This window comes from Nocardioides sp. Z38_18, from assembly GCF_058215695.1.
The window spans coordinates 482,487-495,180 of record NZ_JBZAJE010000002.1 but is presented as its reverse complement, the minus strand read 5'-3'; the positions used below and the strand labels follow the sequence as shown (position 1 = coordinate 495,180).

Annotated in this window: 15 protein-coding genes; 4 read left to right on the top strand and 11 right to left on the bottom strand. The window is 70.8% G+C overall.

Translation table 11 applies throughout. The features are described 5' to 3' along the window. Entirely contained in the window at window positions 1–444 is a 444-nt protein-coding gene (locus tag AC4BGC_RS13495; RefSeq protein WP_490556236.1) for a VOC family protein, read from the bottom strand. A 128-nt stretch (window positions 445–572) separates the two neighbouring features. Between AC4BGC_RS13495 and AC4BGC_RS13490 the strand changes: the two genes are divergently transcribed. Further along, window positions 573–1,220, top strand: a complete 648-nt coding sequence (locus tag AC4BGC_RS13490) for a TetR/AcrR family transcriptional regulator (protein WP_490556235.1) — start codon at window positions 573–575, stop codon at window positions 1,218–1,220. A 13-nt stretch (window positions 1,221–1,233) separates the two neighbouring features. On the opposite strand, the gene AC4BGC_RS13485 is transcribed toward AC4BGC_RS13490, so the two are convergent. The 4 genes from AC4BGC_RS13485 to AC4BGC_RS13470 all read right to left on the bottom strand — a co-directional run bounded on the left by AC4BGC_RS13485 (window position 1,234) and on the right by AC4BGC_RS13470 (window position 5,836). Continuing rightward, window positions 1,234–2,331 (bottom strand): acyl-CoA dehydrogenase family protein, encoded by a 1,098-nt coding sequence (locus tag AC4BGC_RS13485; RefSeq protein ID WP_490556234.1) that lies wholly within the window; start codon window positions 2,329–2,331, stop codon window positions 1,234–1,236. A gap of 13 nt (window positions 2,332–2,344) precedes the next feature. Then, on the bottom strand, window positions 2,345–3,505 hold the full coding sequence (locus AC4BGC_RS13480; RefSeq protein WP_490556233.1) for an acyl-CoA dehydrogenase family protein: 1,161 nt from the start codon (window positions 3,503–3,505) through the stop codon (window positions 2,345–2,347). Between the two features lie 91 nt (window positions 3,506–3,596). After that, window positions 3,597–4,079: a glutathione peroxidase gene (locus tag AC4BGC_RS13475; RefSeq protein WP_490556232.1), complete on the bottom strand. Its 483-nt coding sequence runs from the start codon at window positions 4,077–4,079 to the stop codon at window positions 3,597–3,599. A 92-nt stretch (window positions 4,080–4,171) separates the two neighbouring features. Continuing rightward, complete coding sequence (locus AC4BGC_RS13470; protein WP_490556231.1) at window positions 4,172–5,836, bottom strand: MXAN_6640 family putative metalloprotease; 1,665 nt, start codon at window positions 5,834–5,836, stop codon at window positions 4,172–4,174. Window positions 5,837–5,893: 57 nt separating this feature from the next. Here AC4BGC_RS13470 and AC4BGC_RS13465 point away from each other — a divergent pair, with 57 nt between their 5' ends. Both AC4BGC_RS13465 and AC4BGC_RS13460 read left to right on the top strand, forming a co-directional pair. Beyond that, window positions 5,894–7,153 (top strand): DUF445 domain-containing protein, encoded by a 1,260-nt coding sequence (locus AC4BGC_RS13465; RefSeq protein ID WP_490556230.1) that lies wholly within the window; start codon window positions 5,894–5,896, stop codon window positions 7,151–7,153. Further along, window positions 7,153–7,380: an RNA-binding S4 domain-containing protein gene (locus tag AC4BGC_RS13460; protein WP_490556229.1), complete on the top strand. Its 228-nt coding sequence runs from the start codon at window positions 7,153–7,155 to the stop codon at window positions 7,378–7,380. The genes AC4BGC_RS13465 and AC4BGC_RS13460 overlap by 1 nt, the downstream gene beginning before the upstream one ends. 41 nt (window positions 7,381–7,421) lie before the next feature. Here AC4BGC_RS13460 and AC4BGC_RS13455 read toward each other — a convergent pair whose 3' ends face one another. From AC4BGC_RS13455 to hisN, 3 genes are all read right to left on the bottom strand, one after another. Further along, window positions 7,422–7,796, bottom strand: a complete 375-nt coding sequence (locus tag AC4BGC_RS13455; RefSeq protein ID WP_490547907.1) for an FKBP-type peptidyl-prolyl cis-trans isomerase — start codon at window positions 7,794–7,796, stop codon at window positions 7,422–7,424. A 55-nt stretch (window positions 7,797–7,851) separates the two neighbouring features. Further along, entirely contained in the window at window positions 7,852–8,307 is a 456-nt protein-coding gene (locus AC4BGC_RS13450) for a CBS domain-containing protein (RefSeq protein WP_490556228.1), read from the bottom strand. 61 nt (window positions 8,308–8,368) lie between these two features. After that, on the bottom strand, window positions 8,369–9,238 hold the full coding sequence (hisN, locus tag AC4BGC_RS13445; RefSeq protein ID WP_490547913.1) for a histidinol-phosphatase: 870 nt from the start codon (window positions 9,236–9,238) through the stop codon (window positions 8,369–8,371). A 52-nt stretch (window positions 9,239–9,290) separates the two neighbouring features. Between hisN and AC4BGC_RS13440 the strand changes: the two genes are divergently transcribed. Continuing rightward, a complete protein-coding gene (locus AC4BGC_RS13440) occupies window positions 9,291–9,761 on the top strand; it encodes a DUF2231 domain-containing protein (protein ID WP_490556227.1) in 471 nt (156 codons plus the stop codon). A gap of 17 nt (window positions 9,762–9,778) precedes the next feature. Here the strand turns inward: AC4BGC_RS13440 and rsgA are convergent, their stop codons facing one another. From rsgA to AC4BGC_RS13425, 3 genes are read right to left on the bottom strand one after another with little or no spacing between them, the layout of a single operon-like run. Next, window positions 9,779–10,771 (bottom strand): ribosome small subunit-dependent GTPase A, encoded by a 993-nt coding sequence (rsgA, locus tag AC4BGC_RS13435; protein WP_490547915.1) that lies wholly within the window; start codon window positions 10,769–10,771, stop codon window positions 9,779–9,781. Next, window positions 10,768–12,060, bottom strand: coding sequence for a 3-phosphoshikimate 1-carboxyvinyltransferase (gene aroA, locus AC4BGC_RS13430; RefSeq protein ID WP_490556226.1), 1,293 nt, complete (start codon window positions 12,058–12,060; stop codon window positions 10,768–10,770). The genes rsgA and aroA overlap by 4 nt, the downstream gene beginning before the upstream one ends. 9 nt (window positions 12,061–12,069) lie before the next feature. Continuing rightward, entirely contained in the window at window positions 12,070–12,603 is a 534-nt protein-coding gene (locus AC4BGC_RS13425) for a DoxX family membrane protein (protein ID WP_490547917.1), read from the bottom strand. Window positions 12,604–12,694: the final 91 nt, after the last annotated feature.

The following is a 12,694-nucleotide window of genomic DNA, read 5'->3' as shown; positions in this document are numbered from 1 at the left end:
TCAGGCCCCGAACCAGATCAGCTCGATCGGGATCCCGTCGGGGTCCCGCAGGATGACCAGCGCGAACCTCATCGGCTCGAAGGCCTCGGTGACCGGCTCGTGGTCCACCCCGAGCTCGTCGAGGTGCGCCACCCACGCGTCGATCTCCTCGCGCGTCGAGATGGTGAACGCGAGGTGGTCCAGGCCCGTCCGTCGTGCGTCGAACTGCTGCCGGTCGGCGTCCTCGTGGTGGTCGAGCCCGATGAAGAACCCAGAACCGGGACGGGTCATCACGACGGCGTAGCCGGTCTCGTTGTCGTGCTTCTCCACGAAGGCGCGCACGAAGCCGAGGGTGCGGGAGTACCACTCCTCACTGGCCTCGATGTCACGCACGGTCAGGCCGAGGTGGTGGTAGCCGGCGAGGGCGGGGGCGGTCCGCGGCTGGACCTCCTGGGTGTTCGTCACGATGTGCTCCTTCTGGGCGGCGGGGGTACAGAGCAGGAATCCGCAACTGGATTCCCATACTGTAATGACGTTCTAGAATGGGAATCTAGTAACGTCGGAGGAGCCCGTCAAGGGGAGGAGTGAAAAAGGTGGCCACTGGATCTCGAACGAAGAGCCGCACCAGCAAGGCAGAGCAGTCCCGCGCGACCAGGCGGCGCATCGTGGCCGCAGCCACCACGTTGTTCCTGCGCGACGGCTTTCTGACCACGACGATGGCGGCCGTCGCCCAGGAGGCGGGCGTCGTCGTGCAGACGCTCTACCTGTCCTTCGGCAACAAGACGAAGATCCTCAAGGCAGCCTTCGACACCGCGATCGTGGGTGACGACGAGCCGGTGCCCATCTTCGACCGCGACTGGTTCGTCTCGGCGCAGACCAACCCGGACGGCCCTGCGGCGTTGGCCGCGTTCGTGCACGGCACCTCCGCGGTGATGCAGCGCTCCACCCCGCTGTACAACGTGATCCGGGCCGCCGCCGCCGAGCCCGAGGTGGCCGAGCTGTTGAGCAACAACAAGCGCGAGCGGCACGCCGGCTTCACGCAGGTGGCCCAGGCGATCGCGTCGAAGAAGGGCTTCGCGCCCGAACTCGCGCCCGCCGACGCGGCCGGGGTGCTCTACGCGGTGCAGAGTGAGGAGACGTTCGCGTTGCTCGTCCTCGAGCACGGGTGGTCGCCCCAGCAGTGGGAGGAGTGGGTCCTGCAGACCCTGCTTCGCCAGTTCTTCCCCGACGAGGCGGGATGATCCCCGCGCCGGGTCAGGGGAGTGGTTCGACCACGCCGTACGACGTCAGCCGGCGCGACAGGTTGCGCACCTGCTGACGCCCGTCGCCGAGGAGGTGGTCGATCGCGGTGATCCGGGCGGCGAGGTGGCCCACGGAGTACTCCGCGGTCATCGCGATGCCGCCGTGGAGCTGGATCGCCTCCTGGCTGAGGTGGCGCCCTGCGCGGCTGACCTGGAGCTTGGCGCGGGAGGCGGCCTCGCGCTTGCGCTCCGCCGTGGACGACTCGTCGGAGAGGACCATCGTGGCCCAGGTGACGATGCTGCGGGTCAGCTCGAGCGAGGTGTACATGTCGGCGGCGCGGAACGTGAGCGCCTGGAAGCGGTTCAGCGTGACGCCGAACTGCTTGCGCTGGGTGAGGTACTCGGTGGTCTTGCGCAGCGCGGTGTCCATCGCGCCCAGCGACTCGTGGCAGTAGGCCACCGTCGCGAGGGCGATCACGTCCTTGACGCCGTCGGTCACCTCGCCGCCGGCACCCAGCGGGGTCGCCGGTGTCTGGTCGAAGACGACCCGCGCGGCACGACCGCCGTCGAAGGTCGCGTACGACGTCCGCTCGGTCGCCGAGGCGTCCACGAGGAACAGCTGCCCCTCGGCGAAGACCACCAGCACGTCGGCGCGGCCGCCGTTGAGCACCGGCTCCTTGGCCCCGGTCAGGGTGTCGCCGTCGACGCTGACGCCGCCCTCGCCGCCCGTGGCGTCGGAGTAGGCGAACGCCGGCACGAGCTCGCCGGAGGCGAGGCCGCCGAGGATCTCCTGCTTCTGCTCGTCGCTGCCGTAGGCGGCCACGAGCCCGCCGGCGAGCACGACCGCCTCGACGAACGGCTCGGGTGCGATCACGCGGCCGAGCTCCTCGGCGACGACCGAGACCTCGGCGGGGCCGGCACCCATGCCGCCGTCGTCCTCGGCGAAGGGCAGTCCGAGGACGCCCATCTCGGCCAGTCGGGCCCACAGCTTCTCGTCGAAGCCCGGGTCCTCGGCGACGACCTCGCGGCGGCGCTCGGTGTCGTATCCCTTGAGCAGGCCGCGTACCGCGTCGCGCAGGGCGGTCTGCTCACCATCGAGTGTGAAGTCCATGTTCAGTCCCTCTCTACAGGCCGAGGATCGTGCCGGCGATGATCTGGCGCTGGATCTCGTTGGACCCGCCGTAGATCGAGGCCTTGCGAAGGTTGAGGTAGGTGGGGGCGGAGAGCCGTGCCCACGGGGGTACGTCGGAACCCTCGCCGGCTCCCGAGGCGAGCGCGAGGGTGCCGCCGAGGTCCATGGTCAGCTCGGAGACCGCCTGCTGGAGCTCGGTGCCCTTGAGCTTGAGCACCGAGGAGGCGGGGTGCGGCTTGCCGTCGTCGGAGTTCGCCACCACGCGCAGGGCGGTCAGCTCGAGCGCGAGCAGCTCGTTCTCGAGCTCGATGATCTGCGCGGCGACGAGCGGGTCCTCGATCTGTCCCGTCTGCACGGCCGTCTCCTTGACGGTGGCGAGGGCGCGCTTGGTGGCCCCCACGGGGGCGACCCCCACCCGCTCGTTGCCGAGCAGGAACTTGGCGTAGCTCCACCCGGCGTTCTCCTCGCCGACGAGGTTCTCGGCCGGGACGCGGACGTCCTCGAAGAACACCTCGTTGACCTCGTAGCCGCCGTCGATCAGCTGGACCGGGCGCAGGGTCACGCCCTCGGCGTCCATCGGGCACAGGATGAAGCTGATGCCCTTCTGCTTGCGCTCGGCCTCGGGGTCGGTGCGGCACAGCACGAAGATCCAGTCGGCGTACTGCCCCAGCGTGGTCCAGGCCTTCTGCCCGTTGATCACCCAGTCGTCGCCGTCGCGGACGGCGCGGGTCTTCAGCGAGGCGAGGTCGGAGCCGGCCTCGGGCTCGGAGAAGCCCTGGCACCACCAGATGTCGAGGTTGGCGGTCGCGGGGAGGAACTTCTCCTTCTGCTCCTGGGAGCCGAAGTTCGCAATCACCGGGCCGACCATGTTGGCGTTGAACGCCAGCGGCGGCGGGACACAGGCCAGCTGCATCTCCTCGTGCCAGATGTGGCGCTGCAGCGGCGTCCAGTCGCGGCCGCCCCACTCCACGGGCCAGTTGGGTACGGCGAGGCCCGCCTCGTTGAGGATCCGCTGGGCCTCGACGATGCCGTCCTTGCCGACGTGTCCACCTCCCCGGATCGTGTCCCGGAGCTCCTGGGGGATCTTGGTGGTGAAGAAGGTGCGCATCTCCTCGCGGAACGCGGACTCCTCCTCGGTCAGGGCAAGGTGCATGTCTGCTCCTGTCGGGGTGTGGCGGACGTGCTGGTCAACCTACCCCGCAGTACAACCTCCGGAAATGGGGCTCGGACCGCGGGGGGCCGGGTCAGGAATTCAGCGCCTTCTCGATGTCGGAGGCGATCTTCTCGGGCTTGGTCGTAGAGCCGTAGCGCTTGATCACGGTGCCGTCGCGGCCGACGAGGAACTTGGTGAAGTTCCACTTGATCTTCTCGCCGAGCAGCCCGCTCTTCTCCTCGCGCAGCCACTTGTAGAGCGGGTGCGCCTCGTCGCCGTTGACCTCGACCTTCTCGAACATCGGGAAGCTGACGCCGTAGTTCTTCTGGCAGAACGCCCCGATCTCCTCGTTCTCGCCGGGGTCCTGGTTGCCGAACTGGTTGCACGGGAAGCCGAGGACGACGAGTCCCTGGTCGGCGTACTGCTCGTGGAGCTTCTCCAGCCCCTCGAACTGGGGGGTGAACCCACACTTGGACGCGGTGTTCACCACGAGGGCCACCTTGCCGGCGTAGGCCTCCAGCGGCTGCTCCTCGCCGGTGATCGTCCTGGCGGTGAAGTCGGTCAGTCGCGGCACGTGGGGGGCTCCTTGCGTCGGGTGGGTGGTTCGTCAGGCACAGCCAGTTGGATGGCCCGTTTGTTCCGCCGTGGACGAACTACCCCGGCGAGCTACTTCAGCCTGGCCCGGACGGCGTACCGCTGGCCGAGGTCGTGGACTCCGCGGCCGAAGCAGGAGTACACCGGCCCGCCGTACCCGTCGCCGATGCTGCCGCAGTCGCGCATCTGGGTGCTGGTGTTGCTCACCACGACCACCACGGCCGAGAGCGCGCGGCGGTTGAAGCCGAGCAGCATCCGCCCGTCGCCGCTGCGGTTCAGCCGCATCATCGTGTGGCTGACCGTGCCGTTGCGGAACCGTCGCTGGACCAGCGCCGTGCTGCCACGCGCCGTGTCGGGTGCGTTCACCTCGACGAGCAGCCGCTTGCGCGGCTTCAGACGGCCGTGGGGGAGCACCGCGACCGCCGAGCTGGACAGGTGCGGCAGGCTCACCCGGCGCCACCCGGTCGTGCGGGTGTTCTTCTTGCGGGTGGAGAGCACCTTGAGCATCGTGAACGCCGGGGTGGGGTACGCCGACCGCTCGGCGTAGCTGCGTGCGGGCAGCGTGTTCCAGCTCCCGAACACGGTGAAGAACTCCGGCCACGCGACCCGGCGGGCGCTCAGCACCGCCCGGATGGCCTGGAGGGAGTACCGGTTGCGAGGCGCGTCGGCGTACTCCCAGAACTGCCGGACCACGTTGCGGTCGCGCAACCGCTCGGCGGCGTACTTGAAGAACACGAAGGAGCCGTAGCGGCTCATCCCGACGCTGTAGTCCAGCGGGGTGCCGGGGCTGCGGATCGGGCTCTGGCCGAGGAACTGGTAGTTGTCGTTGATGGAGTCGTAGACCTCGTCCTCCATCCAGGCGGCGGTGCCCTCCATCATCCAGATGTCCTCCTTCACGTCGTACCCGAACTGGATGACGTGGAAGAACTCGTGGGCGGTGGTGACCCGGAGGGCGTTGATCGGCGCGATGCCGTACTGGGCGCGGGAGAAGTCGTTGTCGAGGACGCAGTAGCCCGAGGTCTGGCGCGCGCCGGGGCTGCCCTCGGGGGCGCAGTAGCCGTAGAGCCCGCGGTTGCCGAGGTCGGCGAGATAGATGTCGATCCGGGCGTCGGGGTTGTCGAGGTCCGCGGCACTGCCGTCGTCGCCCCGGGGAGCGCGGAACCGCAGCGTCCCCACCTGGTGCTTCCAGACCTGCGCCACGGTGGCGTAGACGGTCTCCACGTAGTTGGGTACGCCGTCCGCGTCGGCGTCGGTCGGGTTCACCCGGTCGGTGCCGGTGGTGACCCAGTGCAGGCACGCGACCCCGCCCGGCGGGCACCAGTGGGCGCGACCACGAGCCGGGTAGCTGATCGCGGGCGGCCCCCCGAGCCAGTCGCCGCCCGGGTCGGAGGGACGTGCCAGCAGCCGCTCGGCGGCCTCCCTCTCCTCACCGCGCAGGAGCGGTCGGGCGAGGTGCAGGTCGCGCAGCGTCATCGTGACCTCGGTCGAGGCGCCGTTCCCGACCGGCCGGCCGGCCCGGACGCGCCGGGTGTCGGTGGCGAACTGCCGCTCGGCCTTGGCCAGCAGGTCCTCCGCCTCGTCCCGAGTGAAGTCGGCCGCGCTGCCTGCTGCGGCCGGGCTCGTCGACGCCTCCACGGGGGCGGGGGACTCGGCGGTCGCACCCGCGACCGGGGTCACCGACCAGGCCAGCACGAGGCCCAGCAGGACCACCAAGGTTGCGCGAAAGGTGCAATACACCCACGAAGTGTAGGGGTTCGACGGCCAGGTACCCGGGCTATCGGTAGGTTTCTGGCAGTGAGCACAACTTCCTTCGCGAGCACCGACTCGCAGGCGGACGCGGTCCGACGTACCCGGCTTCGGCGGATGCAGGCAGTGGCCGGTGGTCTGCTCGTCTTCGCCGCCGTGGTCTACCTGCTCACCCTGGACCAGGACGGCTTCTGGGGGTTCGTCAACGCGGGCGCCGAGGCGAGCATGGTCGGGGCCATCGCCGACTGGTTCGCGGTGACCGCGCTGTTCCGGCACCCGCTGCGGCTGCCGATCCCGCACACGGCGCTGGTGCCGCGCAAGAAGGACGAGTTCGGCAAGAGCCTCGAGGAGTTCTTCGCCGAGAACTTCCTCAACGAGCCGGTGATCCGCGAGCGCCTCGCGGCGGCCGACATCACCACGCGCGTCGGTGCCTGGCTCACCGAGCCCGCCAACGCCCAGCGGGTGGTGGCCGAGGCGACGACGGTCGCCGCGCTCGGGCTGCGCAGGATGCGCGACGAGGACGTCGCCTCGGTGGTGCGCGAGGTGGTGATCCCGCGCTTCATGGCCGAGCCGATCTCACCGGTCGCCGGCGGGCTGCTCCAGGAGATCGTCCGCGACGGAGCCCATCACGGACTCGTCGACCTCGCCCTCGAGGAGGCGCACCGCTGGCTGGTGCACAACCAGGAGACCTTCACCGACGTGATCGGGGAGCGCGCTCCCTGGTGGGCGCCGGACCGGCTCAACGATGTCGTCACCACGCGGCTGCACCTCGAGGCCGTGCGCTGGCTGGCCGACATCCGTCGCGACCCCGACCACCACGCCCGGCTCGCCCTGGACAGCCTGCTGGCCCAGCTCGCCGAGGACCTGCTCACCGACCCCGCCACCCAGGAGCGGGCCGAGAACCTCAAGCTCCGGGTGCTCGGGCAGCCGCAGGTGGTCGAGACCGCGATGTCGCTGTGGAGCGCCTTCCGCAAGGCACTGCTCGAGGCCCTGGAGGAGGAGGACGGGCCGCTGCGCCAGCGTGCGACCCAGGAGCTCGTGGCCTTCGGCGAGCGGATCGGCACGGACGCCGCCCTGCGGGCCAAGCTGGACACCTGGGCGGCCAACCTCGTGGTGTGGGCGGTCGGGCGCTACGGCAACGAGCTCACCGCGGTGATCACCCAGACCATCGAGCGCTGGGACGGCAAGGAGGCCTCCGACAAGATCGAGCTGCACGTCGGCCGGGACCTGCAGTTCATCCGGATCAACGGGACCGTGGTCGGCGGGCTCGTCGGCGTCATCATCCACGCCGTATCGTTGGCGCTCTGATGACATCGATCGAGGACGTACCGATCAGGGACCAGTCGATCCGGCTGGGCCAGTTCCTCAAGCTCGCGAACCTGATCGAGAGCGGGTCGGACGCCAAGGAGCTGATGATCCAGGGCGCGGTCACCGTCAACGGCGAGGTCGAGACCCGTCGCGGTCGTCAGCTCGTCCCCGGCGACGTGGTCGGCCTGGGCGGCACCGCGTCACGGGTCGCCCAAGAAGAACGCTGAGCCCGACCACAGGGTCGGGCCCAGCGTGGGGTCAGCTCAGGTCAGCGCACGTCGATCAGGTCGACGACGAAGATCAGGGACTCGCCGGGCTTGATCACGCCGCCCGCGCCGCGGTCGCCGTAGGCGAGGTGCGGGGGAATGGTGAGGCGACGACGCCCGCCGACCTTCATGCCTTCCACGCCCTGGTCCCAGCCGGCGATGACCTGGCCGACGCCGAGCCGGAAGTCGAGCGGTGCCCCGCGGTTGTAGGAGGCGTCGAACTCCTCGCCGGTGGAGTGCGCGACGCCGACGTAGTGGACGGACACGGTGCTGCCCTTGGTCGCCTCGGCGCCGCTGCCCTCCTCGAGCTCGGTGATCTCGAGCTCAGTGGGCGCGGGGCCCTCGGGCGGGTCGATCTCTGGCTTCTGTGTACTCATGAGCCCAGCCTGCCACGCCCGTCCGGGCGCTGACGGGGGTGGTTGCCGCCAGCGCTCAGGTCTGGTGGACGTAGCTGTCGAGCTGGTCGCGCTCGAAGGTCAGCTGGGTGATCCGGCTCTTGACGACGTCACCGATGCTGACCACGGCGACCACCTCGCCGTGCTCCACGACCGGCACGTGGCGGATCCGGTGCTCGGTCATCTGGGCCATCAGCTCGTCGACCTCGAGACTGGGCTCGCAGGTCCGGACGGTGGTGGTCATGATCTGGCTGACCGGGGCGTCGAGCACCGCCTCGTCGGTGGCGAGCTTGCGGACGACGTCACGCTCGCTCACGATGCCGTCGAAGCCCGCGCCCTCACTGCTGACGACCACCGCGCCGATGTTGTGCTCGGCGAGCAGCGCCAACAGGTCGCGCACGCTGGAGTCCGGGCGGATCGTGACGACCTCGCTGCTCGACTTGCTGCGGATGACGTCGCTGATCTTCATGGCCAGGCCCTTCGATTCACTCACGGATGAGAGGTAGAGGCTCGTGAATCTAGTGTCCCTCGGCCTGGTTGCACAGGGACAGATTTCAGTCGCGGTCAGCCGCGGGCTCGCTGCGGCGTGAACTGAGGTCGTGCACGGTCCCGCCGGGGTGGGGGTTCCCCTGGTCGGGGAGCGACCCCAGGAAGGCCAGGGCCTGGTCGTGCAGCTTGCCGTTCGTGGCCAGGGCGCTGCCTCCGGTGGGGCCGGGCTCCCCGTCGAGGGAGGTGAAGTAGCCGCCGGCCTCGCGCACGATGATGTCCAGGGCCGCCATGTCGTGGATCTCGAGCTGCGGCTCGGTCGCGATGTCCACGGCCCCCTCGGCGACGAGCATGTAGGACCAGAAGTCGCCGTACGCCCGGGTGCGCCAGCAGCGCCGGGAGAGCGAGAGGAAGTCGTCGAGGCGTCCGCGCTCGTCCCAGCCGGAGAGCGAGGAGTAGGACAGCGACGCGTCCTCGACCCGGGAGACGTCGGAGACCTGGCAGGGGGTCGCGCGCAGCAGCGACTTGCCGGTCCACGCGCCGCCGCCCTTCATCGCCCACCAGCGCCGGTTGAGCATCGGGGCCGAGACCAGGCCGACGACGACCTCGCCGTCGACCATCAGCGCGATCAGGGTGGCCCACACGGGTACGCCGCGGACGAAGTTCTTGGTGCCGTCGATCGGGTCGACCACCCAGCGTCGCTGGCTGTGGCCGGTCGACCCGGTCTCCTCGCCGAGCACGGCGTCACGGGAGCGGGCCCGCGAGAGGGTGCGGCGGATTCCCTCCTCGACCGACCGGTCGGCGTCGGTGACCGGGGTCAGGTCGGGCTTGGTCATCACGTGGAGGTCCATCGCCTTGAACCTCGCTTCGGAGGTGGCGTCGGCGTCGTCGGCGAGCACATGGGCGAGCCGGAGGTCGTCGGTGAAGTCGGACGGCATGAGGCACAGAGTAAGCCCCCGCAGAGATGGTTGTCGGGTTAACCTTTCCCTCATGGAGATCAACGGCCTTCCGCTCCACCCCCTCGTCATCCATGCCGTCGTGGCCTTCGTGCCCCTGGCAGCCCTGGCCTCGACCGCGATGGCGGTCCCGAGGTTGCGCTGGATCGCCCGCTGGCCTGCACTCCTGCTGACGCTGGTCGCGACCGCGGCCGCGTTCGTCGCCACCCGGTCCGGTGAGCAGCTCGCCGAGGACCGGGGCCTGGGGGCGTCGCCGCTCGTGCAGACCCACGAGGAGTGGGGCGAGCGCCTGATGATCGCGATGTGGGTCTTCGCGGCGGTGGTCGCGGTGGCGTTCTGGGTCCTGCCGCACGTGACCCGCCTCAGCGGGGGCAGGGACCGGGTGGGCAGGGTCGCGGCGCTGGAGAAGCCGCTGATGGTGCTGCTGCCCCTGGTCTCGGTGGTGGCGCTCGTGCTGGTGGTGCTCACCGGGGACGCGGGCGCCCAGGCGGTCTGGCAGCAGTAGTCCGCGCTCGGCCGGGCTCAGTAGTGCTGGTCGCCGGCCTCGCGGCTCGCGAGCAGCCTGCGGAACGAGCTCACCCGGTCGGCCTCCGGGCCGGTGGCCTCGCTCAGCCCGCACTCGGGCTCGTTCTCGCCGTGCGTGCAGCCGCGCGGGCACGTGTGGGTCAGCTCGTGCAGGTCCGGGAACGCCTCGATCAGCTTGTCGGGCTCCACGTGGGCGAGCCCGAAGGAGCGGATGCCGGGGGTGTCCACGATCCAGCCTCCGCCGGGCAGCGCCAGCATCAGCGCGGTGACCGAGGTGTGCCGGCCGCGGCCGGTGACGGCGTTGACCACGCCGACCTCGCGGAAGGCGTCCGGGACGAGGGCGTTGACCAGCGTGGACTTGCCGACCCCGCTGTGCCCGAGCAGCACGCTGGTGCGGCCCGCGAGGCGGTCGACGATGTCGGTGAGGTCGGCGCCGCGCTGGGTCACCACGTAGGGCACCCCCAGCGGCCGGTAGCTCGACAGCAGCGGCTCCGGGTCGGCGAGGTCGGCCTTGGTCAGGCAGAGCAGGGGATCCATCTTCGCGTCGTACGCCGCCACGAGTGCGCGGTCGATCAGTCCCTGGCGCGGCTCGGGGTCGGCGAGGGCGGTCACGATCACGAGCTGGTCGGCGTTGGCGACGATCACCCGCTCGACGGGGTCGTCGTCGTCGGCGGTACGACGCAGCACCGTCTTGCGCTCGTCCACGCTCACGATCCGCGCCAGGGAGCCGTCCGCGCCGGAGGTGTCGCCGACCAGGCGCACGCGGTCGCCGGTGATCACGGCCTTGGGGCCCAGCGCGCGGGACTTCATCGCGGTGACGATGGGCTCGTGCTCGCCGAGCCGGCAGGTGTAGCGGCCCCGGTCCACGGTGACCACCACCGCGGGGACGGCGTCGGCGTACGCCGGCCGGTCCTTGGTCCGGGGGCGGGTGTGTCGCCGCGGGCGCTCGTAGCTCTCGGGATCGTGCTCGCCGTAGCGGCCCGTCGTCATCGCACCAGCCCTGCCCACACGTCGGCGAAGCCGGGGAACGTCTTGGAGGTGGTGGCGACGTCCTCGACGAGCACGCCGTCGACCGCGGACCCGACCACCACCGCCGCGTGCGCCATCCGGTGGTCGGCGTAGGTGTGGAAGGTGCCGCCGTGCAGCGTCGCGGGCTCGAAGGACAGTCCGTCGGGGTGCTCGGTGACCGCCGCCCCGAGGCCGCCGAGCTCGGCTGCCAGCGCGGAGATGCGGTCGGTCTCGTGCCCCCTGATGTGCGCGACGCCCCGCAGCCGGGACGGGGTGGAGGCCAGGGCGCACAGGGCAGCCACCGCGGGGGTGAGCTCGCCGACGTCGTGCAGATCGGCGTCGATCCCCAGGAGCGTCTCGCCGGCGGCGAGGGTCAGCCCGTCGTCGTCGAGCGTCACCTCGGCCCCCATCTCGCCGAGGATGCCACGCAGAGCGTCACCGGCCTGGGTGGTCCGGCGCGGCCAGCCCGGGACCCGGACCCGGCCGCCGCTGGTCATCGCGAGCATCAGGAACGGCGCGGCGTTGGACAGGTCCGGCTCGATCGTGACGTCCACGGCCTGGATCCGGGCGGGTGCCACCGTCCACGTGTCCGCGCCGTCGTCGTGGCCCACGACCACCTCGACGCCGTGCTCACGCAGGCTCTCGATCGTCATCTCGATGTGCGGCAACGAGGGCACCGGTGGCCCCTCGTGACGCACCACCACGCCCTCGGCGTACGCCGCCCCGGCGAGCAGCAGCGCCGAGACGAACTGGCTCGAGGAGGAGGCGTCGATGGTCACCGAGCCGCCGCGGACCCGCCCGGAGCCGTTCACGGTGAACGGCAGCACCCCGCGGCCCTCGTCGTCGATGTTCACCCCGAGCTGGCGCAGGGCGTCGAGCACCCCGCCCATCGGGCGGGTCCGCGCGTGCGGGTCGCCGTCGAAGTGCACCTGCCCCTTGGCCAGGGCGGCCACCGGGGGCACGAAGCGCATCACGGTGCCCGCCAGGCCGCAGTCGATCGTCCCGCCTCGGAGCGGTCCGGGGAAGACGAGCCAGTCGTCGTCGGTGGTCACCACGGTCGACCCGAGCGTGGAGAGCGCGGTCGCCATCAGCTCGGTGTCGCGCGAGCGCAGCGCCCGGCGTACCACCGAGGGGCCGTTCGACAGCGCCGCCAGGACCAGGGCGCGGTTGGTCAGCGACTTGGATCCGGGCAGCTCGACGCGTGCGTCCAGGGGGTGGCGCGCGACCGGTGCCGGCCACAGCGCCGGGTCAGGACTGGAGGTTGGGTGCACGCACCGAGGCTATTGGCCCATCGACTTCGCTGCGACCTTGGCCTGCAGCTTGGCCTCGCGGCCGAGGTGCCTGGCCTCGCGGCGTACCGAGGTCGCACCGTGCCGGGCGCGCCAGGCGATTCCCGGCCGGCCCTCGGTGTCGACCGCGGCGAGGAAGAGCCCACCGAGCACGGAGAGGTTCTTGAAGAAGTCCTGGCGCTGGTGCGCCTTCGCGACCGGGTCGGACTCCTGCCAGAACGGGTGTCCCAAGACGGTGGTGGGCAGCAGCGAGGCAGCGAGGACCGTGCTGGACAGGCGGGGTGCCCGGCCACGGGCGAGCGCCACGGCGGCGAAGATCTGCGCGGCGGCGTTGATCCGGACCAGCGTCACGCTGTCCTCGGGGATCGGCAGCTGCGGGGCAGCCTTCGCGACCATCGGCCGGAAGCGGTCGATGGCCGGCTTCGCCTTGGCGGCGACGGCGGGTGCGTTCTTCAACGTGCCCACGCCACCGACCACGAAGACGGACGCGAGCAGGGGGCGGGCGAGCAGGCGAGTGGCAGTCATGGCTTCACCAATACCCCGATGTCCGACGGCTCAACCAGGGTGCTGCCGGTTCCGGACACCGACGCGGCGACCCGGCTGCCCGTGCGGCACT

What these genes read in the sequence shown, in the direction of transcription:
- hisN (WP_490547913.1), bottom strand. Translation starts at nt 9,238, where the DNA reads ATGCCGTCCGACTTCACCGACGACCTCCGGCTCGCCCATGTGCTCGCC.
- AC4BGC_RS13455 (WP_490547907.1), bottom strand. Translation starts at nt 7,796, where the DNA reads ATGAGTACACAGAAGCCAGAGATCGACCCGCCCGAGGGCCCCGCGCCC.
- AC4BGC_RS13460 (WP_490556229.1), top strand. Translation starts at nt 7,153, where the DNA reads ATGACATCGATCGAGGACGTACCGATCAGGGACCAGTCGATCCGGCTG.
- AC4BGC_RS13485 (WP_490556234.1), bottom strand. Translation starts at nt 2,331, where the DNA reads ATGGACTTCACACTCGATGGTGAGCAGACCGCCCTGCGCGACGCGGTA.
- AC4BGC_RS13480 (WP_490556233.1), bottom strand. Translation starts at nt 3,505, where the DNA reads ATGCACCTTGCCCTGACCGAGGAGGAGTCCGCGTTCCGCGAGGAGATG.
- AC4BGC_RS13425 (WP_490547917.1), bottom strand. Translation starts at nt 12,603, where the DNA reads ATGACTGCCACTCGCCTGCTCGCCCGCCCCCTGCTCGCGTCCGTCTTC.
- rsgA (WP_490547915.1), bottom strand. Translation starts at nt 10,771, where the DNA reads ATGACGACGGGCCGCTACGGCGAGCACGATCCCGAGAGCTACGAGCGC.
- AC4BGC_RS13440 (WP_490556227.1), top strand. Translation starts at nt 9,291, where the DNA reads ATGGAGATCAACGGCCTTCCGCTCCACCCCCTCGTCATCCATGCCGTC.